General features: G+C 70.4%; 21 protein-coding genes. 8 read left to right on the top strand and 13 right to left on the bottom strand.

The genetic code is table 11. The features are described 5' to 3' along the window. Positions 1 to 37: 37 nt before the first annotated feature. Both Q8A52_RS30830 and Q8A52_RS30825 read left to right on the top strand, forming a co-directional pair. A complete protein-coding gene (locus tag Q8A52_RS30830) occupies positions 38 to 496 on the top strand; it encodes an RrF2 family transcriptional regulator (RefSeq protein ID WP_316757370.1) in 459 nt (152 codons plus the stop codon). 228 nt (positions 497 to 724) lie between these two features. Continuing rightward, entirely contained in the window at positions 725 to 1,378 is a 654-nt protein-coding gene (locus tag Q8A52_RS30825) for a DUF4360 domain-containing protein (RefSeq protein ID WP_316757368.1), read from the top strand. Between the two features lie 371 nt (positions 1,379 to 1,749). Here Q8A52_RS30825 and Q8A52_RS30820 read toward each other — a convergent pair whose 3' ends face one another. The 8 genes from Q8A52_RS30820 to Q8A52_RS30785 all read right to left on the bottom strand — a co-directional run bounded on the left by Q8A52_RS30820 (position 1,750) and on the right by Q8A52_RS30785 (position 12,250). After that, positions 1,750 to 3,453 carry a pyridoxal phosphate-dependent aminotransferase gene (locus Q8A52_RS30820; RefSeq protein WP_316757367.1) on the bottom strand — a complete coding sequence of 568 codons (1,704 nt, stop codon included), beginning with the start codon at positions 3,451 to 3,453 and terminating at the stop codon, positions 1,750 to 1,752. A 294-nt stretch (positions 3,454 to 3,747) separates the two neighbouring features. Beyond that, positions 3,748 to 4,896, bottom strand: coding sequence for an aldose epimerase family protein (locus Q8A52_RS30815; protein WP_316757365.1), 1,149 nt, complete (start codon positions 4,894 to 4,896; stop codon positions 3,748 to 3,750). A 112-nt stretch (positions 4,897 to 5,008) separates the two neighbouring features. Beyond that, positions 5,009 to 6,253, bottom strand: a complete 1,245-nt coding sequence (gene mmsB / locus Q8A52_RS30810) for a multiple monosaccharide ABC transporter permease (RefSeq protein ID WP_316757363.1) — start codon at positions 6,251 to 6,253, stop codon at positions 5,009 to 5,011. Further along, positions 6,250 to 7,800, bottom strand: coding sequence for a multiple monosaccharide ABC transporter ATP-binding protein (gene mmsA, locus Q8A52_RS30805; RefSeq protein ID WP_316757361.1), 1,551 nt, complete (start codon positions 7,798 to 7,800; stop codon positions 6,250 to 6,252). Before mmsA ends, mmsB begins: the two co-directional genes overlap by 4 nt. Before the next feature lie 45 nt (positions 7,801 to 7,845). Continuing rightward, on the bottom strand, positions 7,846 to 8,952 hold the full coding sequence (gene chvE / locus Q8A52_RS30800; RefSeq protein WP_316757359.1) for a multiple monosaccharide ABC transporter substrate-binding protein: 1,107 nt from the start codon (positions 8,950 to 8,952) through the stop codon (positions 7,846 to 7,848). A 45-nt stretch (positions 8,953 to 8,997) separates the two neighbouring features. Next, positions 8,998 to 9,966: a hypothetical protein gene (locus tag Q8A52_RS30795; protein ID WP_316757357.1), complete on the bottom strand. Its 969-nt coding sequence runs from the start codon at positions 9,964 to 9,966 to the stop codon at positions 8,998 to 9,000. A 113-nt stretch (positions 9,967 to 10,079) separates the two neighbouring features. Continuing rightward, on the bottom strand, positions 10,080 to 11,093 hold the full coding sequence (locus tag Q8A52_RS30790) for a zinc-dependent alcohol dehydrogenase (protein WP_316757355.1): 1,014 nt from the start codon (positions 11,091 to 11,093) through the stop codon (positions 10,080 to 10,082). Beyond that, on the bottom strand, positions 11,090 to 12,250 hold the full coding sequence (locus Q8A52_RS30785; RefSeq protein ID WP_316757353.1) for a mandelate racemase/muconate lactonizing enzyme family protein: 1,161 nt from the start codon (positions 12,248 to 12,250) through the stop codon (positions 11,090 to 11,092). Before Q8A52_RS30785 ends, Q8A52_RS30790 begins: the two co-directional genes overlap by 4 nt. 201 nt (positions 12,251 to 12,451) lie before the next feature. On the opposite strand from Q8A52_RS30785, the gene Q8A52_RS30780 reads away from it, so the two are divergent. Next, the gene (locus Q8A52_RS30780) at positions 12,452 to 13,279 is read left to right on the top strand and encodes an SCO2400 family protein (protein WP_316757351.1); all 828 of its coding nucleotides are present in this window, start codon (positions 12,452 to 12,454) and stop codon (positions 13,277 to 13,279) included. Between the two features lie 519 nt (positions 13,280 to 13,798). Here Q8A52_RS30780 and Q8A52_RS30775 read toward each other — a convergent pair. Then, positions 13,799 to 14,662 (bottom strand): hypothetical protein, encoded by an 864-nt coding sequence (locus Q8A52_RS30775; RefSeq protein WP_316757349.1) that lies wholly within the window; start codon positions 14,660 to 14,662, stop codon positions 13,799 to 13,801. A 350-nt stretch (positions 14,663 to 15,012) separates the two neighbouring features. Here Q8A52_RS30775 and Q8A52_RS30770 point away from each other — a divergent pair, with 350 nt between their 5' ends. Beyond that, entirely contained in the window at positions 15,013 to 16,170 is a 1,158-nt protein-coding gene (locus tag Q8A52_RS30770) for a serine hydrolase domain-containing protein (RefSeq protein ID WP_316757347.1), read from the top strand. Between the two features lie 32 nt (positions 16,171 to 16,202). Here Q8A52_RS30770 and Q8A52_RS30765 read toward each other — a convergent pair whose 3' ends face one another. Continuing rightward, entirely contained in the window at positions 16,203 to 16,622 is a 420-nt protein-coding gene (locus Q8A52_RS30765) for an organic hydroperoxide resistance protein (protein ID WP_316757346.1), read from the bottom strand. A 97-nt stretch (positions 16,623 to 16,719) separates the two neighbouring features. Beyond that, on the bottom strand, positions 16,720 to 17,718 hold the full coding sequence (locus Q8A52_RS30760) for an NADP-dependent oxidoreductase (RefSeq protein WP_316757344.1): 999 nt from the start codon (positions 17,716 to 17,718) through the stop codon (positions 16,720 to 16,722). A gap of 89 nt (positions 17,719 to 17,807) precedes the next feature. Here Q8A52_RS30760 and Q8A52_RS30755 point away from each other — a divergent pair, with 89 nt between their 5' ends. Next, entirely contained in the window at positions 17,808 to 18,245 is a 438-nt protein-coding gene (locus Q8A52_RS30755) for a MarR family winged helix-turn-helix transcriptional regulator (protein ID WP_316757342.1), read from the top strand. A 49-nt stretch (positions 18,246 to 18,294) separates the two neighbouring features. After that, positions 18,295 to 19,098: an EI24 domain-containing protein gene (locus Q8A52_RS30750; protein ID WP_316757340.1), complete on the top strand. Its 804-nt coding sequence runs from the start codon at positions 18,295 to 18,297 to the stop codon at positions 19,096 to 19,098. Here Q8A52_RS30750 and Q8A52_RS30745 read toward each other — a convergent pair. Together Q8A52_RS30745 and Q8A52_RS30740 are read right to left on the bottom strand one after the other, a co-directional pair. Next, positions 19,088 to 20,341: a pyroglutamyl peptidase gene (locus Q8A52_RS30745; protein ID WP_316757339.1), complete on the bottom strand. Its 1,254-nt coding sequence runs from the start codon at positions 20,339 to 20,341 to the stop codon at positions 19,088 to 19,090. The two genes, Q8A52_RS30750 and Q8A52_RS30745, sit on opposite strands and share 11 nt — an antisense overlap. A 73-nt stretch (positions 20,342 to 20,414) precedes the next feature. Then, on the bottom strand, positions 20,415 to 20,579 hold the full coding sequence (locus tag Q8A52_RS30740) for a hypothetical protein (protein ID WP_316757701.1): 165 nt from the start codon (positions 20,577 to 20,579) through the stop codon (positions 20,415 to 20,417). A 285-nt stretch (positions 20,580 to 20,864) separates the two neighbouring features. Between Q8A52_RS30740 and Q8A52_RS30735 the strand changes: the two genes are divergently transcribed. Then, a complete protein-coding gene (locus Q8A52_RS30735) occupies positions 20,865 to 21,203 on the top strand; it encodes a YrdB family protein (protein WP_316757337.1) in 339 nt (112 codons plus the stop codon). Positions 21,204 to 21,259: 56 nt separating this feature from the next. Beyond that, positions 21,260 to 23,692 (top strand): beta-glucosidase family protein, encoded by a 2,433-nt coding sequence (locus Q8A52_RS30730; protein ID WP_316757335.1) that lies wholly within the window; start codon positions 21,260 to 21,262, stop codon positions 23,690 to 23,692. Positions 23,693 to 23,708: the final 16 nt, after the last annotated feature.

Raw genomic sequence — 23,708 nt, 5'->3', positions numbered from 1 at the left:
GGCCATTCTCCATGGAGGTACGCCCCACAATGGACCCATGAGGATCTCGGCACGGGCGGATTACGCGGTACGGGCGGTACTGGAGGTAGCCGTACGGCAAGGTGAAGGCCCGGTGAAGGCGGAGGAAATCGCCACCGCGCAGGCCATCCCGCACAAGTTTCTGGAGGGGATCCTGGGGGATCTGCGGCGCGCCGGAATCGTGGACAGCCGGCGTGGCGGGGGCGGCGGCTACCGGCTGGCCCGGGAGGCGTCGAAGATCACGGTGGCCGACGTCATCCGCGCGGTGGACGGCCCGATCGTCTCGGTACGGGGTGAGCGCCCCACGGGCCTCGCCTACACCGGAACCGCCCAGCCACTGCTCCCGCTGTGGATCGCCCTCCGCGCGAACGTACGCAAGATCCTGGAGGGCGTCACGATCGCCGACATCGCGACGAACACCCTCCCCGAGCCGGTACAGCAGCTGGCGGCGGAACCGGCGTCCTGGGAGAACCCCTGAACCCCACTCGCCGCCCGTGAGGTGCGTCGATCGACTCGGTTCGGTTCCAACTGAGTCAGCGTCCGACCACGGGGTGTGAAATCCGCTGGTGTGAATGGCCTGAGTTCGCCCTGCCCTGCTCCCGTGCGGGTTCCTACGATTCGAGCGCCGCCCCGGCCTTCACAGGTGTCACACAGTTTCTTCACGGGCCGGAGGCGTCCAACCCCCCACTCCACGACTGGAGAAACCATGACCGGTGGACTCCTTCTGAGCGGTGCGGTCGCCGCTCTCCTCACCACCGCACTGCCGGGCCAGAGCCCGTCCTCCGTGATCGACAACCCGCCCCCGGACAAGATCGTCATCGACGTCGCCACAGTGAACGGCTCGGGCTGCCCGCAGGGCACCGCCGCCGTCGCCGTCTCGCCCGACAACACCGCTTTCACGGTCACCTACAGCCAGTACCTCGCCCAGGCCGGCGGCAACTCCGACCCCACGGCCTTCCGCAAGAACTGCCAGCTCAACCTGATCGTGCACGTCCCGCAGGGCTTCACCTACGCCATCGCCAGCGCCGACTACCGCGGCTTCGCCTCGCTCCAGTCCGGCGCGACCGCTGTCCAGAGAGCCTCCTACTACTTCCAGGGCTCCCCGAACACCGCGGCCAAGAACCACCCGTTCAACGGTCCGTACAACGACGACTGGCAGGCCACCGACAGCACCGACTGGGCGCAGCTGGTCTGGGCGCCCTGCGGGGTGCTGCGCAACTTCAACATCAACACCGAGCTCCGGGTCAACGCCGGCAGCACCAACCCCGGCAAGGTCAGCTTCATGACGATGGACTCGACGGACGGTGACATCAGCACCGTGTATCACCTGGCATGGAAGACATGCCCGGCGAAGTCCTGACAGCCTGACGGCCCGTCCCCGGCCGCACCCGGGGACGCGCACCCGACCGCACCCGGGGACGCGCACCCGACCGCACCCGGGGACGCGCACCCGACCGCACCCGGGGACGCGCACCCGACCGCACCCGGGGACGCGCACCCGACCGCACCCGGGGACGCACACGAGCCCGCGCCGTGCGAGGCAGGGCGCGGGCTCGTGGTCCTCGTGCCCCCTGGTCATCTCCTTCGTGAGGGTGCAGAGGGCCGCGGCGGCTCCCACGGCCAGGGCGTCGGCCGCGGTGCGGGTGGCGATCAGTACGGGGCGTCGCCCGACCGAGCTGTCGGTGCGGCGAAGTGACGGCCGTCAAGATGTCGTCGAGACAGCCGCGCGGGCTAGCCCGCCTGCCCCATTCCCGCCGCGTTCGGCCAGCTCTGGGCGTTAGGCCAGCCGGTCGCCGGAGCCGGGGTCAGCCCCGCGGCGGGGGCCGTCATACCGCGGACCTGGGCGGCGGTGAGGCCGCCGCGGGCCGGGACCCCGGGCGGGGTGGGGCCGGCGACCGCGGCGGCGGGTGCCGGCACCGGCGTGGGGACCGGCGCCGGCACCGGTGTGGGGACCGGCGCCGGCACCGGTGTGGGGACCGGCGCCGGCACCGGCGTAGGCACCGGTGTGGGGACCGGCATCGGGCTTGGCATGGGCGCGGGCGCCGGAGGGGCGGCCGGGACGGCCATGGGCTGCGGCATGACCTGGGCTGCCGCCGGCATCGGCATCCCGCCGCCGGCCGGCTGGACGGCGGCGGGGAGCGGCATGCCGGTGCCGGCGGCCGGGGCGACGGCGGGCCCCGGGGCGGCGCCGGCACCGATGGCCTGCGCGGCAAGCCCCAGCATCCCGGCGCCGTTGGTCTCGCTCACCAGCCGGTCCACCGCCGCCGTACCCGAGCTGTAGCTGGTCCCTGTACTCAGCTCGGGTACGGCGGCTCCCCTCCTGGACCCGTAGAGCACCTGCTCCAGGCCGGACACCAGGCGACGCACGTCGACCTGGGGGCGCACCACGAGCCTCAGGAAGCGGCTGGAAGATCCGATCTTGTTGCCGCACTCACGGACCAGGATCCGGTGCTCGGTGAGCATCCGGTCCCGGACCACGGTGCCCTCGGCGCCGACGGGCAGGCGCACGAAGAGGAAGTTGCCCTGGGACGGATAGACCGTCAGGCCCGGCAGCGCGGACAGCTGGCTGGCCATCTCCAGCCGGTCGCGGCGCACCTGCAGCAGGCTCTGCGCATACTCCGCGCCGTGCTCCTTCAGCATGAACACCACGTGCTCGGCGAAGGAGTTGAGGTTCCACTTGGGGAGCATGGAGCGGATCTTGCCCGCCAGGGACGGGTTCGCGACCAGATAGCCGAAGCGTATGCCGTGCAGTCCGAAGTTCTTGCCGAGGCTGCGCAGCACGACCACGTTCGGGCGCAGCATCGCCTCCTGCACGACGCTCGGCTCGGCCTCGGCGTCGGCGAACTCGAGGAAGGACTCGTCGATCACCACCAGGTCCAGGTCGGCCATCGCGTCCATGAACTGCACGAGCGCCTGGCGGTGGATGAAACCGCCGTCGGGGTTGTTCGGGTTGCAGATGACGGCCACGCGGGTGCCGCGTTTGCGGATGAACTCCGCGTACTGCGCGAGGTCCAGGGCGAAACCGCTGGACTCCTGGAGCGGGAACATGTCGACGCGCTTGCCGGTCTCCATCGGCTGGTCGGTCCAGCGGCCGAAGGTCGGCACCGGGACGGCGAGGGACTCACGGACCAGGAGGTGGTCGATCCAGGTGATCAGCTCCGTGGAGCCGTTGCCCATCGCCACGCACTGCGGCGGCAGCTGCAGGAGGTTGCACAGCTCCGCCGTGATGGTGTCGGCGCTGCTCGGGTAGTACGTGACGATGTCCCGCAGCCGGGCCGACATCTCCTCGAACATCGCCGGGGTGGGGAAGTACGGATTACAGGGAATACAGAAGTCCACCGGCCCGGCCCCGTCGCCGCCCTCCCGCGTCAGCGCCGCCATCGACGGGCTGTGCGCCGCGGTGTTGCGGAACAGCGAGGTGACGTTTTCGGCCATGAAACCTCCGTATGAGGCGAGCCGACGGGGACGGCCGGGCTCGTCGTCTTGGGTGGCCCGCGCGGGGGAGCACGGGCCACCCCTCTATACGGAGTCGGCGGTGACGCTGTTCAACGTGTGTGAAAGAAGTGTGAGTTGCGGAACCGGAGGCCGGTCTTTTGCGTGGACGCCATGGTGCTTCAGCTCACAGAGGCGCAACGCGCCAGGGCCGTCGGGGAACTGCGCGACCAGCCACGGACGACCCGCAGTTCCCCGACGGCCTCACCGCACCCGAACGGCTCTCCCGGCGGAGCACTACGCGCCGAACGAGTGGATCGTCGTCGTCCGGTACGTCTGCCCCGGCCGTAGCACGGTCGACGGGAACGCGGGCTTGTTGGGCGAGTCCGGGAAGTGCTGCGTCTCCAGGCAGAGCGCGTCGCCCTGCCGGTAGGTGCGGCCGCCGGTGCCGGTCAGGGTGCCGTCGAGGAAGTTGCCGGAGTAGAACTGCAGGCCCGGCTGGTCGGTGGCGATCCGCAGGGTGCGGCCGGAGTGCGGGTCGCGCAGGGTGGCGACGTGCTCGGGCCTGGCGGTGATGCCCTTGTCCAGGGCCCAGTTGTGGTCGTAGCCCTTGGCCTGCACCTGCTGGGCGTGGGCGGCCCGGATGTCCCGGCCGATCGTCTTTGTCCTGCGGAAGTCGAAGGGGGTGCCGTGGACCTTGGCGAGCTCGCCGGTGGGGATCAGTCCCGAGTCGGTGGGGGTGTAGCGGGAGGCGGCGATCGTGAGCTCGTGGTTCTCGGTCGTGCCGCTGCCCTCGCCGGCCAGGTTCCAGTACACATGGCTGGTGAGGTTGACGACGGTGGCTTTGTCGGTGGTGGCCTCGTAGTCGATGCGCCAGTCGCCGTGTCCGGTGAGGGTGTACGTCACCTTCGTCCTGAGCGTGCCCGGGTAGCCCATCTCACCGTCGACGCTGGTGTAGTGCAGGTGCAGGCCCACGTCGGAGCCCTTGGTGAACGGCTCGACGTGCCAGATGTGTTTGTCGAAGCCCTTGGCGCCGCCGTGCAGGCTGTTCACGCCGTCGTTCACGGACAACTGGTACGCCGTGCCGTCCAGGGTGAACCGGCCGTTGCCGATGCGGTTGCCGTAGCGGCCTATCAGGGCACCGAAGTACGGGGTCTTCGCCACGTAGTCGTCGATGTTGTCGAAGCCCAGCGAGACGTTGGCGTAGTGGCCGTGCCGGTCGGGGAGCTCCAGGCCCTGGACGACACCGCCCCAGCTCAGGACCTTCAGCCGGGTGCCGCCGTTCTCCAGCGACCAGCGGTACACCTTGGTGCCGTCGGCGAGCTTGCCGAAGAGCGACTTGCTCGGCAGCTTGCTGCTGGAGGCCTCGGCGGTGCCCCCGAGGGTGGTCGCGGCCAGTGCCGCCGCCGCGGTACCTGCGATGACCGTGCGTCTGTTCAGTTCCATGTTGCGGCTCCCTTTTTTGTGGCGCGGTTCGCCTCCGGGGTGCGCCCCCTTCGGCTCACTCGCCCAATGGAAGTCGGGCCCCGTACCGGAAGACCGGTGGGGCCCGAGCTACTTACGAACCGGACTTGCGCTTGTTCCACACATCGAAGCCGACCGCCACCAGGAGGGCGATGCCCTTGATGACCTGTTGCCAGTCGGTGCCGACGCTGAGGAGGTTCATACCGTTGTTCAGCACACCGAGGACGAGACCGCCGATGATGGCGCCGAGGACGGTGCCGACACCGCCGCTCATGGACGCACCACCGATGAACGAGGAGGCGATCGCCTCGAGTTCGAAGTTGACGCCCGCCTTCGGCGAGGCCGCGTTCAGCCGGGCGGCGACCACCAGACCCGCCAGGGCCGCGAGCACACCCATGTTCAGGAAGACGTAGAAGGTGACCCTCTTGTCCTTGACGCCGGACAGCTTGGCCGCCGGCAGGTTGCCGCCGATCGCGTAGATGTGGCGGCCGAAGACGGCGTTGCGCATGACATAGCCGTAGCCGACCACCAGCGCGCCGAGGATGATCAGCACGATCGGCGCGCCCTTGTAGCTGGCGAGCAGCATCGTGAGGGTGAGGACCGCGGCGACCAGGGCGACCAGCTTCAGCAGGAACAGCCGGCCGGGCAGCACCTCCAGCGCGAACTCCTGCTGACGGCCGCGGTCCCGCACCTCCTGCCACACCACGGCGACGATCAGCACGAGGCCGAGGAGCAGCGTGAGGTTGTGGTAGTTGGTGTTCGGACCGACCTCGGGCAGGAAGCCGTTGCCCATCTTCTGCAGACCGTCGGGGAACGGGCCGAGGGTCTGGCCCTTGAGCAGGATCTCCGTGAGACCGCGGAAGAGCAGCATCCCGGCGAGGGTGACGATGAAGGACGGTATGCCGAGATACGCGATCAGGAATCCCTGTACCGAGCCCGCCACCGCGCCCACCAGCAGGCACAGCACCAGGGCGAGCGGCCAGGCCATCCCGTGCTGCACCGTCAGCACGGCCGCGAAGGCACCCACGAACGCCGTCAGCGAGCCGACCGACAGATCGATGTGGCCCGCGATGATCACCAGCATCATGCCGATCGCGAGGATCAGGATGTAGCTGTTCTGCAGCACCAGGTTGGAGACGTTGCGCGGCAGCAGCAGGTCTCCGTCGGTCCAGATCGCGAAGAGCACGACGATCAGGCCGAGGGCGATCAGCATGCCGTACTGCCGCATGTTGCGGCGCAGGCCGTCCAGCATCAGCCCGAGCAGGCCCCCGCCGGTGGCCGGCCCGCTCCTGCCCGGGGGCGCGGGGGCCGGGTTCTTGGCGGTGACATCCGTGCTCATCGGGTTACCTCTTTGTCCTTCGTCATATGACGCATCAGCACTTCCTGCGTGGCCTCGGCCCGTGGCACCTCGCCGGTCAGCCGTCCCGCGGCCATCGTGTAGATGCGGTCGCACATGCCGAGCAGTTCGGGCAGCTCGGAGGAGATGAAGACGACCGCCTTGCCCTGGGCGGCCAGCCGGTCGATGACCGCGTAGATCTCGTACTTGGCGCCCACGTCGATGCCGCGCGTGGGCTCGTCCAGGATCAGCACGTCCGGGCCCGCGAAGATCCACTTGCTGAGGACGACCTTCTGCTGGTTGCCGCCGGACAGCTTGCCCACCGGCTCGAAGACGGTCGGCGCCTTGATGTTCATGGACTTGCGGTAGCCCTCGGAGACCTGCCGCTCCTCGTGCTCGTCGACGATCCCCCGATTGGCGACCTTGCCCAGCGCGGTCAGCGAGATGTTGCGGTTGACGGTGTCGATGAGGTTGAGGCCGTAGTGCTTGCGGTCCTCGGTGACATACGCGATCCCGTGGTCCACCGCCTCGGCGACGGACTTCGTACGGATCTCCTTGCCGTCCTTGAGGACCGTGCCGCCCGCGTACCGGCCGTACGTCCGCCCGAAGACGCTCATCGCGAGCTCGGTGCGGCCGGCGCCCATCAGGCCGGCGATGCCGACGATCTCCCCGCGGCGCACCTGGATCGACACGTCGTCGACCACCTTGCGCTGCTGGTCGATCGGGTGGTGCACGGTCCAGTTGCGGATCTCCAGGGCCGGGGCCGCGCCCTCCTCCGCCTCGTGCGGGGTGCGCTCGGGGAAGCGGTGGTCCAGGTCGCGGCCCACCATGCCGGCGATGATCCGTTCCTCCGTGGTCTGCGCGGCCTTCACGTCCAGCGTCTCGATGGACTTCCCGTCGCGGATGATCGTCACCGAATCGGCGACCCGGCGGATCTCGGCCAGCTTGTGGGAGATGATGATCGAGGTGATGCCCTGGTTCTTCAGCTCCAGGATGAGGTCCAGGAGCTTGCCGCTGTCCTCGTCGTTCAGGGCCGCCGTCGGCTCGTCGAGGATGAGCAGCTTGACCGACTTCGACAGCGCCTTGGCGATCTCCACGAGCTGCTGTTTGCCGACGCCGATGTCGGCGACCCGGGTCTCCGGATGCTCGTCGAGACCGACCCGGCGCAGCAGTTGGGTGGCGTGCTTGAGGGTCTCGTTCCAGTCGATGAGCCCGCGCCTGGCGTGCTCGTTGCCGAGGAAGATGTTCTCCGCGACGGAGAGGTACGGCACCAGCGCCAGCTCCTGGTGGATGATGACGATGCCGTGGTGCTCGCTCGCCCGGATGTCCCTGAAGCGGCAGATCTCTCCCTCGAAGAGGATCTCGCCCTCGTAGCTGCCGTGCGGATGGACGCCGGAGAGCACCTTCATCAAGGTGGACTTCCCGGCGCCGTTCTCACCGCAGATGGCGTGGACCTCGCCCTGGCGGACGGTCAGCGTGACGTCCGAGAGCGCTTTGACACCGGGAAAGGTCTTGACGATCGAGCGCATTTCCAGGACGGGTCCCGCCATGGTCGTGCCTTCCAATCAGGGTTGTCGGGGTCGGGTGCGTCCGGATTACTTGAGCTCGGCGTCCGTGTAGTAGCCGCCCTTGACCAGCACGTCCTCGTAGTTGCTCTTGTCTACGCTCACCGGCTGCAACAGGTAGGAGGGAACGACCTTGGTGCCGTTGTCGTAGGTCTTGGTGTCGTTGACCTCGGGCTTCTTGCCCTTGAGGGTGTCGTCGACCATGGCCGCCGCGACCTCGGCGAGCTTGCGGGTGTCCTTGTAGACGGTCTGCGTCTGCTCACCGGCGATGATCGACTTCACCGAGGCCAGCTCGGCGTCCTGGCCGGTGATGACCGGCAGCGGCTTGCTCTTGGAGCCGTAGCCGTCGGACTTCAGCGAGGACAGGATGCCGATCGAGATGCCGTCGTACGGGGAGAGGACCGCGTCGACCCGCTGGCTCTTGTAGGACGAGGTCAGGATGTCGTCCATGCGCTTCTGGGCGGTGGCGCCGTCCCAGCGCAGGGTGGTGACCTTGGTGAGCTCGGTCTGGCCGGAGCGGACGACCAGCTTCTTGCTGTCGATGTACGGCTTGAGGACGCTCATCGCACCGTTGAAGAAGTACTTGGTGTTGTTGTCGTCGTTGGAGCCGGCGAACAGCTCGACGTTGAAGGGGCCCTTGCCGCTCTTCAGGCCCAGCTGGTCGACGATGTAGTTGGCCTGGAGCTCGCCGACCTTGGTGTTGTCGAAGGACGCGTAGTAGTCGACGTTCTTGGTGCCGAGGATCAGCCGGTCGTAGGCGATGACCGGGATGCCGGCGTCCGCGGCCTCCTGGAGCACGTTGTTCAGGGACTTGTTGTCGATCGCCGCGACGATCAGGCCCTTGACGCCCTGGGTGATCAGGTTCTCGATCTGCGAGACCTGCTGGTCCGGGTCGTCCTCGCCGTAGACCAGCTTGGTCTTGTAGCCCTTGGTCTCCAGGTTCTTGACGACGTTCTTGCCGTCGGAGATCCAGCGCTCGGAGGACTTGGTCGGCATCGCGATGCCGATCGTGGCCCCCTTGACGCTGCCGCCCTTGTCCTTGCCGCCGCCCTCGCTGTTCTGGCCGCAGGCGGACAGGGTGAGGGCGAGGGAGGCGGCTGAGGCCATGGCGGCGAGGGCGGCTCTGCGGTTGCGCATGTGATCAGTCCTTGTTCTTCTCGACGTTGAGAGGTCCTGGGCGTTTCAGGCGCCGGTGGGAAAGCGGTGGAGCGTCCCGGGCAGCCGGGAGCCGAGCGGCGCCATGTCGCCGTCCGCGCCGTGCCGGGCGAGCAGATCCAGGGCGAGGCGGCCGCGCCGCACCCGCTCCCGGGCGGTGTCCAGGGTCACGTCCCGCAGATGGGTGCCCCACGGGTAGATGCCGGGAGCCCTGGACAGGCCGAACTTCAGATAGAGCGGCGCGCCCCGCCGGATGAGCTCGGCGACCTCGTACATCCGGATGTATCCGCCGAGGTCGTCGGGGGCCTCGACGTACATGTCCATGGGGGCGCCGGACACCCGGCGGATCTCGGTGAGATGACCGAGCGTCAGGTCGCTGGGCACATTGACGGAGTCGGCGCCGAGGCGCTCGTACACCGCGTACGACGCCGGGTTGACCGGCCCGATCAGTGCCGAGACCTTGAGCGTGGTGTCGGCCGGGATGATGCCGCTCTCCCGCGCCCGGTGCAGCGTCCACAGCACGCCCTCGTCGGCGACCAGCAGGCATTTGACGCCCAACTCGGTTGCGCGGACGGCGTCTTCGACGCATCCGGCGACCGCGTCGTGGCCCCGGGCGCGCAGGCCGCCGCCGCGCGAGTCGGTGCGCACCGAGCCGCCGATGTCCCAGGTGCCGCGCGGGCCGGTGAACAGGCAGAGTTCGATGTCGCGTTCATCGGTGGCCTCGACCATCTCGGTGATCTCGGCATCGGTCAGCATCCACACGCCGCTGCCCTGGCTGATCCGGTGGATCGGCACGTCGAGCCGGGAGGACTCCTTGAGGACGACCGCCAGCGCCTCGGGACCCTCGCACGAGGGGATCTCGGTGCGCCAGCGGCCGCCGCCCGGGAAGGTGTGCGCGGAGGCGTCGGCGGGGTCGAGGGCGGGCGCGCCCAGGCCCAGGGTGGTGAGCGCCTGCTCACCGGGCCGGCGGGCTGCCGCGGCGGAAGCGTCGGTCACAAGCTGTCCTTCATGTTCGATATTTCGGACAAGGTTCGCGGCTCGGGGCGGAAAAAGGCTCGGGTGTACGCCGGTCACGGCGTCGTCAGGTGAACGCCGTGGCCGGCGTACGGCTAGGGGCGGAGCAGCACCTTGCCGACCTTCGGATCGCCGGCTCCCACCAGCTCGATGGCCTGCGAGAACTCGGTCAGCGGCAGCTCGTGCGTGACCAGGGGCAGCGGGTCGAGCAACCCGGCGCCGAAGACCCGTACCGTGTGCGCCCAGGCGTCCGGCGGCGCCCCGAAGACGGTGTGCACCTCCAGCTGCCGTACGACCAGATCGGTCGGGTCGAGACCCTCGGCGCCCGGCGCCGGGATACCCGTCAGGACCAGGCGCCCGCCGCGTCTGAGCAGGGAGGCGGCGGTGCGCGCGGCGGACGCGGACCCGGCGGTCTCGATGACGACGTCGAAGTCGCCGGGCAGTGCCGGACTTCCGGCGTTCTTCGTGCGGAAGTCGCCGGCCCCGAACCGCATGGACAGGGCCTCCCGGTCGTTGCGCGTGCCCACGACCAGCAGCTCCGACGGCGAGGCCGCCTTCAGGAACTGCACCGCGAACATCCCCAGCGTCCCGGTGCCGACCACCGCGACCCGCTCGCCCGGCCGGGCGTTCCCCTTGAGCGCGGCGGCCGCGATACAGGCAGCCGGCTCCAGGAGGGCGGCGGCGGTGAGGTCCGCCTCGTCCGGCAGGACGTGCAGGAGCCGGGCCGGGAGGGTGAGCGTGCCGGCCATGGCGCCCGGCTGGGTGAAGCCGGTCTCCTCGTACCCCGCGGTGCACAGCGTGGTCTCGCCCGCGTGGCAGCGGTCGCACACCTGGCAGTTGCGGAAGCCCTCGCCCACCACCTTGCGGCCGACCAGGAAGTCCTGCACCCCGGCGCCCACCGACCACACCGTCCCGGACCACTCGTGGCCTGGCGTCAGCGGGTAACGGACGTACCCCTCGGGCCGGTTGCCCTGGTACACCTCACGGTCGCTGCCGCAGATGCCGACCGCGTGCACGGCGACCAGGGCCTCGCCCGGACCCGGCTCGCGCGGCTCGTGCGGGACGACGCGGTGCGTGCCCGGCGCTTCGATGACGACGGCGGTGTTCACTTCTGGGCGCCCTTCGGCTTGCGCTGCTCCCAGCCGTCGGCCCACAGGTCGAACCTGGCCTGCTGCTGGGGGAACTCGGCGGCCGCGTCGGCGTCGAACTCGACGCCGAGACCGGGTGCGTCGGACAGTGGGAAGTACCCGTCGACGACCTCCGGGGCGCCTCTCACGACCTTTTTGATCTCCGCGTCGGCGAAGTCGTTGAAGTGCTCCAGGATCTTGAAGTTCGGGGAGGTGAACCCGACCTGGAGCGAGGCCGCGGTGAGCACGGAGCCGCCCACGTTGTGGGGAGCGACGAGCATGTAGTGGGTCTCGGCGGTGGCGGCCAGCTTCCGGGTCTCCCAGATGCCGCCGATGTGGCCGACGTCCGGCTGGACGATGTCGACGGCCTGGCTCTCGAAGAGCTCACGGAACTCGATCCGGTCGTGGATCCGCTCGCCGGTCGCCACCGGCAGGTCCACCTTGGCGGCCACCTTCTCCAGCGCCTTGAGGTTCTCCGGCGGCACCGGCTCCTCCAGCCAGGCCGGCTTGAACGGGGCCAGCTCCCTGGCCAGCCGGACCGCGGTGGCGGGGGAGAAGCGGCCGTGCATCTCCAGCATCAGCTCGGCGTCCGGGCCGATGGCGTCTCGCACGGCCTCGATGAGGGAGACGGAGTAGAGGGTCTGCGCGTGGTCGAGCTCGAAGTGCCCGGTGCCGAACGGGTCGATCTTGAGGGCCTTGTATCCGCGGGCCATGACCTCCTGGGCGGCCTTGTGATAGGCCTCCGGGGTCCGCTCCGTCGTGTACCAGCCGTTGGCGTACGCCTTGACCTTGTCGGTGACCTTGCCGCCGAGCAGCTGCCAGACCGGGACGCCGAGCGCCTTGCCCTTGATGTCCCAGCAGGCCATCTCGACCACCGCGATGCCGGACATCACGATTTCACCCGCCCGGCCGTAGTCGCCGTACTTCATACGGCGGACGAGGTCCTCGACGGCGAATGGGTCCGAACCGAGAATGTGGTTGGCCTCGGCCTCCCGCAGATAGCCGATCAGCGCATCGGTGCGACCGAGCATCCGGGTCTCGCCGAGTCCCGTGATCCCTTCGTCGGTGTGCACCTGTACGTAGGTCAGGTTGCGCCACGGCGTCCCCACCACGTGTGTGCTGATTCCGGTGATGCGCACGGCAGTTGCCTCTCAGCTGTTCGATATTTCGTCACACGTTCGAAATGTTGGCGTGACAGTAAGGAGGGGGCGGCGGGAGTGTCAATGGGGCGAACAGGTAACGGTTTCGACAAGGCTTTCGAGAGCTTTTTCGATCTCCCACAGAACCTTCACAGTGGTGCCTAGGAACGTGACCGGTGCGGAACTTAGTCTTCCGGCGTCATGGACTACTGCCACCCGTGCCGTCGGCACCTCAACGGCGCCCTCGCCTGCCCGGGGTGCGGCACACCCGTCGAAGAGCTACGCGCGTATCAGCAGCAAGCGGATGCGCTCCCTCAGGATCCGTACGAGTACGAGGACGAGTCCCCGTACGACGGTTACGACGACGAGGGCGAACAGGACGACGAGAGTTACGACGGCGACGGTGGCAGCGACGAGAACGATCCGCGGGGACGCGCGGCCCGGCGCCGTGAGCAGGGCCGTGGGCGCGGCCGGGGACGGGCGCGCGGAGGAGCCGCCGAGGGCCCGGCCGGCGCCGACGCGAGCCGTCGCGACCGCAAGGCCGCGGCCCATCGCCGACGGCGGCGCCGCGCCATTCTGATCACCGCGGGGTTCGTCCTCGCGGCGGGTGGTCTGAGCCTTGCCGAACTGGGCATCGACGCCCCCTTCTCCAGCCCGAAACCGGTCGCGGCCGGAGGCGAGACGACCGACGGCGGCTCCTCGTCCGCGGAGTCCGGCAAGACCGCCAAGCCCCTGGACGACGCGCCCGGCGGCTCGTCGGGAGCGGGCTCCGCCTCATCGGACGCCTCCGCCTCCCCGTCGGCCTCGGCGTCCGACAAGGACAAGGCGTCCAAGTCCCCGGACGACAAGGCGACGGACAAGTCGGACCAGTCGTCCGCCGCAGGCTCGGACACGACGACATCACGGCCGACCGCCACGACCACGGCCCAGCCGGCCCCCACCCCGACCACGGCCCCCACGACATCCGTCCCGACCGCCCATCCGTCACCGACCCAGACGTGCAAGCGGTTCTTGTGGTGGTGCACGTGAGGTAGTCGACGGGCCGATATGGGCGCGGGGGCTGCGGCGCGGCCGGGCAGGGCGATCGTTGTCGGTGCCCACCCCGCCGTGGTTCCGATGACGTCTGCTGCGACCGCCGCTCTGTCGCAGTCGCAGTCGCGCGGGCGGTTCTTGCGGTGGTGTGCGTGGGGTAGTTGTCGGGGCCGGTCGGTCGGCTGTCGCCGGTATGGGCGCGGGGGCTGCGGCGCGGCCGGGCAGGGCGATCGTTGTCGGTGCCCACCCCGCCGTGGTTCCGATGACGTCTGCTGCGACCGCCGCTCTGTCGCAGTCGCAGTCGCGCGGGCGGTTCTTGCGGTGGTGTGCGTGGGGTAGTTGTCGGGGCCGGTCGGTCGGCTGTCGCCGGTATGGGCGCGGGGGCTGCGGCGCGGCCGGGCACGATCGCGCGGCCGGCGACCACCCCGGCCGCAGTACCGACGACCCGCGGCGGGCGCCCGGCCGGCGTCCACCCCGAAGCCGCGGTGTTGTTCTTCTGCGAATCCGGCGGAGCTGCTACGCAGTTGTGACCGCCACGACCACCCCCCGGTCGGCCGCAGGGTTCACCGCCGCCGACACCCGTACCGCCGCCGCCCGGGCCACGCGGCCCGCGTGGGTTGCCGTTGTCAGGAGCAGGGGCTGGAGGTGTTCCAGACCGGCGACCACCAGTTCCTCGCCCGCTATCAGCACCGGGCGGGCCGCCTTCGTCGTTGCCGCTGCCGCCTCGGTCAGGTCGGCCAGGGGTGGCAGTGTGGCGCGGACGACGCTCACGCCCGCCTTGGCCGCCCGCTCCGCCAGGGCCACCTGGAGGGGCATCAGGGGAGCCACGGCCGCGGTGAGCGCGTCCGCGATGCGGCGGAGTTCGGGGGAGGAGTCCCGCAGAACCTCGGCCGCCGCACGGAGCACCGGGGTGAGGGCCAGCAGCACACCCGCCCCCAGGCCCGCCGCCGCGGGCAGCAGCGGGGACATCGCCTCGGCCAGCTCCCCGACCGCAGCGGCCACCTCCTCCACGGCCGGCTCCACCGCGTCCAGCACCGGCAGCAGGCTGTCGCCGAGGGCGGCGAGCAGGGCCTGCGCCGGTTCGCTCACCGGGTGCACCGCCAGCGGCGCACCGCTCGTACCCAGCCGGGTCAGCGTGTCGACGATCCGGTAGAACGCCTCCTGCGCCTGCGGTGACGCACTCGCCTCCGCCAGTTCCGCCGTGGTCTGCCGTAACACCCGCAACAGCTCGGTGCCCGAACCGTCCCGCGGATCCAGGGTGTTGATCGCGATCCTGGTGATGTTCCCGGCCGTGTCCAGGAGTTGGCCGGTGATGTCGGTGGTGCTGCGTGCCATGCGCAGCATGTCGTCCCTGCTGGGCAGCGATGGAATCGTCGCCATGGCCCCTCCCGCCTCTCCTCGGCCCGCGTCTCGCGTGCGCCCGACCCCAGCATGCCCCGTACGCCCCCTTCGCCATCGGCCGTCCGGGGCATCGGTGACACCGAGATCCCCTTGTTGCCGTTGAGTCGAACAGGTACGTCCCGCCGTACCGATCTCTGAACCGCGAAGGAGGTACGCGTGCGCCCCACCGCAAGAGCCGTTCCCCCGAGACCCGTTCTGAGTGTTCCGCACGTCGTGCTGTCCGGCACCGAACCCCTCTTCCCGGACCATCCGAAGGGGAAATCCGCCCGGTTGGCAAGGGCGTTGATCACAGTGGGAGCAGCGAGCAGCGGCTCGGTTGAGGAGAGCGGATGACACAGGAGATCACCGTCCACGGCACGGTCGCCGATGGCTTCGAGCCGGTGCGCGAGGAGTTCGCCGCCTTCGTCGCCGGTGAACGAGCAGACTACGAAGGTCAGTTGTGCGCGTATGTCAACGGGCGGAGGGTCGTCGACCTATGGGTGGGGGAGGACGCCGACGGGGATTGCCTCTACGGCGTGTACTCCTCCACCAAGGGAGCCGCCCATCTCGTGGCGGCGACGCTCGTTCAGGACGGCACCCTGGAACTGGACCGCAAAGTCACCTACTACTGGCCTGAGTTCGCCGCGGAGGGCAAGGGCTCGCTGACCCTGCGCGATCTGCTGGCGCACCGGGCGGGCCTGGTCGGCACAGACTCCGGGTTCACACTGGCGGAGCTGGCCGACGACCGGGCGATCGCCGAACGCCTCGCCGACCAGCGGCCGTTCTGGCGGCCCGGCACCGCCTTCGGCTACCACGCCCTGGTCATCGGCGCGCTCACCGGTGAGGTCGTACGGCGCGCCACGGGCCGTACGATCCAGGAACTGCACGAGGAGCGGGTCCGCGCCCCCTACGGCCTGGACTTCTATCTTGGCCTGCCCGCTTCCCGCGAGCCGCGCTTCCGCACCACCCAGCCGATGCTGCCGACCTCCGGGCAGCAGTCTCTGCTCGACGCGCAGCCGAGCGGTCCGCACACCCTCGCGTCCATCGCCTTCAACGGCCACGCGGCCGAGCCGACCGACCTGGAGTCCCTCGCCAACGAGCGCCTGATCCGTGCGAAGGGCCCGGCATCGGTCGGCGGGGTAGCCTCGGCGCGTGGGCTCGCCGGGCTGTACGCGGCGATGATCAGCGACATCGACGGCAAGGCACCGCTGCTGAAGCCGGACACGGTGGCGGAGTTCGGCCAGTTCCACTCCGTCGGCTACGACCTGGTGGCGCGGGCGCACAAGTCGTTCGGCCTCGGCTTCCAGACGACCGCCGACACCTGGCACCCGTTCCTGGGGGTCGGCGCGATCGGCCACAGCGGCGCGGCGGGCTCCCAGTCCTTCGCCGACCCCCGCAGCGGCCTGGCCTACGGCTACACCCGCCGCCGCTTCGCCTTCCCGGGCGGCGCGGCCCCGGAGAACGACCGCCTGGCAAGAGCCGTACACGGAGCAGCACTGAAGATCTGACGGGGACAGCAGGCGGCGGCCACCACGAGGAGCTAGCCCAACACGACCGTAATGTTCCCCCGCGTAGCCTTCGAATACGGACACACCTGGTGAGCCTTCTCAACCAGACCCCGTGCCGTGTCCGCATCGACATTCGGGATCACCGCCGATATCTCGACGATGATCCCGAAGCCGTCGTCGTTCTTGCCGATGCCGACCTTGGCGGTGACCGTCGAACCGGAGATGTCGGCTCCCTCCTGGCGGGCGACGACACCGAGGGCGCCCTGGAAGCAGGCGCTGTAGCCGGCGGCGAACAGCTGCTCCGGGTTGGTGCCGGCGCCGCTGCCGCCCATCTCCTTGGGCGGGTTCACGACCACGTCGAGCCTGCCGTCGTCGGTGGCGACCCGTCCGTCGCGGCCGTTCTCCGCGGTGGCGACGGCGGTGTAAAGGACGTCGGACTGCTGAATGGGCATGCGGTTGTCTCTCTCCTCGGTCCATGGCGACTCGCGCCCACGATCGCCATGGATGTCGGAAAGAAGTTACCGCATGCCGAAAACGGCCGGGAAGCCCTTAGAGCTTGACGATCATCTTCCCGGTGTTGTCGCCGCGCAGGACCCCGAGGAACGCCTCCAGGTTGTTCTCGATGCCCTCGACGACGGTCTCGCGGTACTTCAGCCGCCCCGACGCCACCCACGGGCCGACCTCGGCCACGAACTGCGGCTGCAGGTCGTAGTGGTCGCCGACCAGGAAGCCCTCGATACGGCCACGGGTCTGGATGAGCCGGGCGAGGTTCCTCGGGCCGGGGGCGGGCTCGGTGTTGTTGTAGACGGAGATCATTCCGCAGACGGCGATCCGGCCGCCCTGGTTCAGCGACCCGATGGCCGCCTCCAGGTGGTCGCCGCCGACGTTGTCGAAGTAGACGTCGATGCCGTCGGGAGCGGCCTCGCGCAGCTGCTCGGCCACCGGGCCGTTCTTGTAGTTGAAGGCGGCGTCGAAGCCGTACTCCTCCACCAGCAGCTTGACCTTCTCGTCGGACCCGGCGGAGCCGACGACCCGCGAGGCGCCCTTGAGCTTGGCGATCTGGCCGACCTGGCTGCCCACGGCACCCGCGGCGCCGGAGACGAAGACGCTGTCGCCCTCCTTGAAGGAGGCGGTGCGCAGCAGGCCGGCGTAGGCGGTGAGGCCGGTCATGCCGAGGACGCCGAGATACGTCGACAGCGGCGCGGCCGCGGGGTCGACCTTGACGGCGTTCTTCGCGTCCATGGCCGCGTACTCGCGCCAGCCGAAGAAGTGCAGGACGTGGTCGCCCACCGAGATTCCCTCGGCGTTGGAGGCCACGACCTCGCCGACCGCGCCGCCCTGCATGACCTTGCCCAGTTCGTAGGGGGCCGCGTACGACTTGGCGGCACTCATCCGGCCGCGCATGTACGGGTCGACCGAGAGGTACTTGTTCCGTACCAGCACCTGGCCCTCGCCTGGCGTCGGGACCTCTGCCTCGACCAGGGCGAAGTCCTCGGGCTTCGGCCAGCCGACGGGACGGCTGAGGAGGTGCCATTCGCGGTTGATCATGACAGTGCCTTTCGGATTTGTTTCAGTAACTGAAACAACCATGCGCCTGAATATTTCATGATGTCAAGTAACCGGGTACTCTTGAGGGCATGTCCACCCCACAGAAGACCTATCGCCCCGACCGGCTGACCATGGAGGTCGTCGAGCTGATCGGGGACGTCGTGGCCCGGTTCTACGCGGACTACGAGGAAGCGGCGGGTGAGCACACGCTGACCGGAGCGCAGGCCCGCCTGCTCAGCCTCCTGTCCCTGGAGCCGCTGCCGATGCGCAAGCTCGCGCAGAAACTGAAGTGCGAGCCGTCGAACGTGACCGGGATCGTGGACCGCCTGGAGTCCCGCGGCCTGGTCGAGCGCCGTCCCGACCCGGCGGACCGCCGGGTGAAGCTCGCCGCCGCCACCGACGAGGGCCGGCAGGTCGCCCAGGACCTCCGTGACGGCCTGCGCTTCGCCCGCGAGCCCCTCGCCGGACTCTCCGACGAGGAGCGGCTGTCCCTGCGGGACCTGCTGCGACGGATGCTGGACGGATAGGCCCCCGGGCCCCTGGGGCTCCTTGGGGCACCCCGGTAAAGTTTTCGTCATGCGCGATCTTGGGGCGGGATTCGGTTATCTCCTGAGGGGCCAGCGCTGGGTGGCCCGGCACGGCAAGCAGTACGGCTTCGGCCTCGTGCCCGGCCTGATCACCCTGGTCCTCTATGCGGCCGCGCTCGTCGCGCTGGCCGTCTGGGGCGAGGACGTCGTCGGCTGGGCCACGCCCTTCGCCGACGACTGGTCGAGCCCCTGGCAGGGTCTGTTCCGGGGCTTCCTCACGGCGGTGCTCTTCGCCCTGGGCCTCCTGATGGCCGTCCTCACCTTCACCGCGCTCACCCTTCTGATCGGCCAGCCCTTCTACGAGAACCTCTCCCAGAAGGTCGACCGGGACGTGTCGCCCGACGGCACGGCACCCGAGTCGGGCCTCCCCCTGTGGCGCGAACTGTGGATCTCGGCCCGCGACAGCCTGCGCATCCTGATCCGCGCCGCCGTCTGGGGCGTGCTGCTGTTCGCCCTCGGATTCCTGCCGTTCGTCGGCCAGACGGCCGGACCGGTGCTCGGGTTCCTCGTCACCGGCTTCTTCCTCACCGAGGAACTCGCCGCCGTGGCCCTGCAGCGCCGGGGCGTCGAGCTGCGCGCCCGGCTCACCCTGCTGCGCTCCCGCAAGACCCTGGTCTGGGGCTTCGGCACCCCCCTCGGCCTGGCCTTCCTGGTCCCGTTCGTCGCGGTCTTCCTGATGCCGGGCGCGGTCGCCGGGGCGACGCTGCTGGCACGGGATCTGCTGGGCGAGGAGACCGACGAGGACGCGGACCAGGACACGGACGACACCGAGGCGGAGCAGGTCACCTCCTGAACGCGGCGTCCGCCGCCACCGTCACGATCGACCGCACCTGGTCGATGATGTCGAGCCGGTTCCGCACGAACTCCGGGTCCGTGACCGTGCCGGAGGCCGGGTCCGTGTTTCCGGTGCCGAACTGGAGCACGGGGGTGTGGACATGGCCGCCGGGCAGGGTGTCGTGCAGGCCCAGGCGGTCCCGGAGCAGCGTCGCGCGGTAGGCGATCTCGTTGGAGAGGTAGTTGCCACCACCGCCGGCGCGGGCCGCCGAGCCGGGGGTCGGGCCGTCGGCCCGTACGACGGGATCGGTGCCGCCCGCCGGGATCTCGGTCACCTCCGTGTGGTCGTACACGGGGAAGCGCCCGGTGTGCGCGGCCACGATCGCCGAGTAGGGCAGCGTGGTGGTCGTCCACTGCGGCTGCGAGGCCGGGTCGGTGACCGGGATCGTCTCCGTCCGGCCGATGGCGTCGTTGTCCGGGAAGCCGCCCCGCCAGGCCCCGTTGGTGCGCTCGACGTCGAAGCGCCCGAGCCGGCCCTGGCTCACGGTCGTGAAGAGGTCGACCTTCGGCAGGTAGGGCCGCAGCGTCCGCTCCACCGCTCCGTCCGCGAAGTCCTGCCAGCGCACCGGGAACACGGCCGTCTCCACGCGCGCCGGACCGTCTGCCGTCTCGATCACCGTGCCGTCGAGCGCGAGCGCCGTGGCCCCGGACGGGTTGGAGATGCGGATGTCGCGGTCGAGGGTGAACGGGTCGAAGCCGGTGACCAGGATCCGGCGGACGCCCTTGCCGTGCGGATAGCGGATGCCGGTCTGACCGCGCGAGGTCCGCTCCAACTCCGAGAGCAGCGCCGACCGCTGTGCGTCCGACAGCCCGAACTCCGGCTCCCACGTCCGCACTTCCCGGGTCATCCCCAGCCGGGCCCAGTACAGCGGCCGGTCGTCGTCCCGGCTGAGGTCACCGCCCGCGGGCCCCCGCCCCTGCGCCCGCTCGACCGCCCGCCGCCACAGCGCCGATCCCTCCCGTACGACGATGCGACGGGCCTGGGCGTAGGCGTGCGCGGAGTCGAGCGCGCGGGCGAACTCGGGGGCCACGGTGTCGAATCCCGAGCGCCGGAGGATCTCCTGGGGCACGGCCTTGTCGAGCCGCTGTTCCTCGACGGTCGGCGCGGACGCCGTGCCGGCGGACGCCGTCGCCGTCGGGACCGCCATCCCGGCCATCAGAGCCAGTCCGAGGACGCCGATCCGAACACGTAAAGAATTCAAGGGAGTTCAAGTCCTTTCATCGCTGTGCGGCGCTTGGCGCGGGACGGCGGAAGTATCGCGTGACGGGTGTGGTCTACGCCATGGTGCCCTCGATGCCCGGGACCTTCGCCGCGGCCGCACGCCGGGCCGTGCGGAACGCCCCCGTGGCCGGCGTCGGCGTCCGCCCCCGAACCGTTGCCGCGTACACCGCCCGCGCGGGGGCACCCTCGTCGAGGACGGGCAGCAGGACCACGTTCACCGCGTTCGCGCCGCGTCCAGTGTCGACGGATCGGGTCCGTGGTCCGGGGATACGGGGGCGGTGCTGTCCGTCGCCGGATCGGGTGCCCCAGGGCGCGCCTGCCGATCGCCACGGCGGCGACGGACATCTCCCGGCTCGACGAACACGGCGCCGTACGAGGGAGTTCCTCACCGGGGCCCCGCCCACGAGCATGACCTTCGAGGTGCCGCGGCTGTTCCGGCCGGAGGCTCTGGTCGAGATCGAAATCGTGGCGGCGGTGCCCGGAGGCAGGTGATACTGCCGCGCATGAAGACAGCGAAGGCCGTCAACCTGGGCGTCCTGTTCCTGATAGAACTCGGCGCCCTCGCGGCCGCCGCCCACTGGGGCTTCACCCGAGACGCGTCCGCCCCCGCGCGGTGGCTGCTCGGCCTCGCCGCGCCCGCCGTACTCGTCGTGCTGTGGGCGCTGTTCGGCTCGCCGAAGGCGTCGTACACGACACGCGGAGCGGCCCGCGCCGGCTTCGAACTGCTGTGGTTCGGGGCCGGGGTGCTCGCGCTGTTCGCCGCCGGGGCGACGGGCTGGGGGATCGCCTTCGCACTGGTCTGCGCGGTCAGCAAGACGCTGGCGGTCCTCTGGCGGCAGTGACCGGGTGATGGACACGATGGGAGGTACCCAGCGGACTTCGACGAGGAGGTACCACCGTGGCGGAGACCGGGAACACCCGAGCGGACGCGGCCCGTGAGGCCGTCGTGGAGGCTGCCCTCCGGCGGCTCGACCTGGACGCCAAGACCCGCCTCCTGGCCGGCCAGGACATCTGGACCCTGCCCGCCCTGCCGGAGATCGGCCTGAAGTCCCTCGTCATGTCCGACGGCCCGATCGGCGTCCGGGGCGTGCGCTGGACCGCCGACGACCCGTCCGTCGCCCTGCCCTCCCCGACCGCGCTCGCCGCCACCTGGGACCCGGAACTGGCCCGCCGCGCCGGTGTCCTGCTCGCCCAGGAGGCCCGCCGCAAGGGCGTCCATCTGCTCCTCGCCCCCACCGTCAACCTGCACCGCTCCCCGCTCGGCGGCCGCCACTTCGAGGCCTACAGCGAGGACCCGTACCTCACCGGACGGATCGGCACCGGCTATGTGACCGGTGTGCAGTCCGGCGGCGTCGGCACCACCGTCAAGCACTTCGTCGCCAATGACGCCGAGACCGACCGCTTCACGGTGAACAACCTGGTCTCCGGACGCGCCCTGCGCGAGCTGTATCTGGCCCCCTTCGAGGCGATCGTCGAGAACGCCCGCCCCTGGGGCATCATGACCGCCTACAACTCGGTCAACGGCACGACGATGACCGAGCACCACCACCTGGTCAACGAGGTCCTGCGCGGCGAATGGGGCTTCGACGGCCTCAACGTCTCCGACTGGACGGCCGCCCGCTCCACCGTCGCCGCGATCGAGGGCGGCCTCGACGCGGCGATGCCCGGACCGGTCACGGTGTACGGCGAACCGCTCGCGCGGGCCGTCCGCGCCGGGCAGGTGTCCGAGGCGGCGGTCGACACGGCCGTACGGAACGTACTGCGCCTCGCCGCACGCGTCGGCATCCTGGAGGGCGCCGAGCCGGTCGTCACCGAACTGCCGGATCCGGTCGACGGGGAGGCCCTGGCCCGCGAGATCGCCCGCCGCTCCTTCGTCCTCGTGCGGAACGAGCGCGGTGCCCTGCCCCTGGCGGCCGGCCGCAAGGTGGCCCTGATCGGCGCCGCCGCCCGTGACGCCCGCATCCTCGGCGGCGGCTCCGCCACCGTCTTCCCGTCCCGGATCGTCTCCCTGCTCGACGCCCTCACCGCGGCCCTCCCACAGGGCGGACTCACCTACGCCGTCGGCGCCGACCCGAGCACCGAACTCGCCGTCGGCGAGCGTGGGTTCGCGCTGCGCGCCGTCTGCCGGGACGCCGCGGGCCGGGTCATCGGCACCGGCACCGCCCCGGGTGGCCAGATCCATTGGACCGGCTCCGACTTACCCGAGGGCGTCACCTTCGACACGCTCCACACCGTCGAACTGACCGGCAGCTACACCCCGCGCGACACCGGCGAGCACTCCTTCGGCATCAAGGGTCTGGGCGCCTTCACGCTCACGATCGGCGGCACGACGTGCTACGACGACGTCCAGCGCCCCACCGGCGGCGACCCCTTCGCCGCCTTCTTCGGCACTCCGGTGCCCCGCGCCCGGGCCGCACTCACCGCGGGCGAACCGGTGGACGTCTCCCTCACCCATGTCGTGCCCCACCCCGGGAAGCGCCCCCTCAAGAGCGTCGTCTTCGCCGTGGCCCACCAGGACCCCCGGCGCGACCCGGACGATCTGATCGCCGAGGCCGTCGAGGCCGCGCGCGACGCCGACACCGCGGTCGTGGTCGTCGCCACCACCGAACGGGTCGAGTCGGAGGGCTTCGACCGCCGCGACCTGCGTCTGCCCGGCCGCCAGGACGACCTGGTCCGCGCGGTCGCCGCCGTCAACCCCGACACCGTCGTGGTCGTCAACTCCGGCTCCCCGGTGGAACTGCCCTGGCGCGACGAGGTCGCGGCCGTGCTGCTCGGCTGGTTCCCCGGTCAGGAGGGCGGCGCGGCCCTGGCCGACGTGCTGACGGGGGCGTACGAGCCCGGCGGCCGGCTGCCGACCACCTGGGGCTCCCTGGACGACGCCCCGGTCACCCAGGTCGTCCCGGACGACGGCGAGCTCCCCTACGCCGAGGGCGTGTTCATCGGCTACCGCGCCTGGGAGAAGGCGGGCCGCACCCCGTCGTACGCCTTCGGCCACGGACTCGGCTACACCGAGTGGACGTACGAGTCGCTGGAGGTCGAGGGCACGACCGTGAAGGTCCGCGTCCGCAACTCCGGTGAGCGGGCGGGCCGGGAGGTCGTGCAGGTCTATCTGGCGCCGGCCGAGCCCGACGTGCACCGCCCCGCCTGTTGGCTGGCCGGGTTCGCGGGCGTCGAGGCGGGGCCCGGCGAGAGCGTCGAGCTGACCGTGGACGTCCCACGGCGCGCCTTCGAAATCTGGGACGACTCGTGGGTGTGTGTGAAGGGTTCGTACGAGATCACGGTGGGGAGCTCGATCGTCGACCGCCGTCTCACAGCCACGACTAACGTCTGAGCCGGGACAAGTCTCC

This window comes from Streptomyces herbicida (genome assembly GCF_032656585.1).
GTDB classification, from domain to species: domain Bacteria; phylum Actinomycetota; class Actinomycetes; order Streptomycetales; family Streptomycetaceae; genus Streptomyces; species Streptomyces herbicida.
Note: the sequence above shows the minus strand (reverse complement) of the source record. Positions and strands in the feature narration are given on the sequence as shown.

Coding starts and splice junctions, on each gene's coding strand:
- Q8A52_RS30830 (WP_316757370.1), top strand. CDS start 38: ATGAGGATCTCGGCACGGGCGGATTACGCGGTACGGGCGGTACTGGAG.
- Q8A52_RS30825 (WP_316757368.1), top strand. CDS start 725: ATGACCGGTGGACTCCTTCTGAGCGGTGCGGTCGCCGCTCTCCTCACC.
- Q8A52_RS30820 (WP_316757367.1), bottom strand. CDS start 3,453: ATGGCCGAAAACGTCACCTCGCTGTTCCGCAACACCGCGGCGCACAGC.
- Q8A52_RS30815 (WP_316757365.1), bottom strand. CDS start 4,896: ATGGAACTGAACAGACGCACGGTCATCGCAGGTACCGCGGCGGCGGCA.
- mmsB (WP_316757363.1), bottom strand. CDS start 6,253: ATGAGCACGGATGTCACCGCCAAGAACCCGGCCCCCGCGCCCCCGGGC.
- mmsA (WP_316757361.1), bottom strand. CDS start 7,800: ATGGCGGGACCCGTCCTGGAAATGCGCTCGATCGTCAAGACCTTTCCC.
- chvE (WP_316757359.1), bottom strand. CDS start 8,952: ATGCGCAACCGCAGAGCCGCCCTCGCCGCCATGGCCTCAGCCGCCTCC.
- Q8A52_RS30780 (WP_316757351.1), top strand. CDS start 12,452: ATGGACTACTGCCACCCGTGCCGTCGGCACCTCAACGGCGCCCTCGCC.
- Q8A52_RS30775 (WP_316757349.1), bottom strand. CDS start 14,662: ATGGCGACGATTCCATCGCTGCCCAGCAGGGACGACATGCTGCGCATG.
- Q8A52_RS30770 (WP_316757347.1), top strand. CDS start 15,013: ATGACACAGGAGATCACCGTCCACGGCACGGTCGCCGATGGCTTCGAG.
- Q8A52_RS30765 (WP_316757346.1), bottom strand. CDS start 16,622: ATGCCCATTCAGCAGTCCGACGTCCTTTACACCGCCGTCGCCACCGCG.
- Q8A52_RS30760 (WP_316757344.1), bottom strand. CDS start 17,718: ATGATCAACCGCGAATGGCACCTCCTCAGCCGTCCCGTCGGCTGGCCG.
- Q8A52_RS30755 (WP_316757342.1), top strand. CDS start 17,808: ATGTCCACCCCACAGAAGACCTATCGCCCCGACCGGCTGACCATGGAG.
- Q8A52_RS30750 (WP_316757340.1), top strand. CDS start 18,295: ATGCGCGATCTTGGGGCGGGATTCGGTTATCTCCTGAGGGGCCAGCGC.
- Q8A52_RS30735 (WP_316757337.1), top strand. CDS start 20,865: ATGAAGACAGCGAAGGCCGTCAACCTGGGCGTCCTGTTCCTGATAGAA.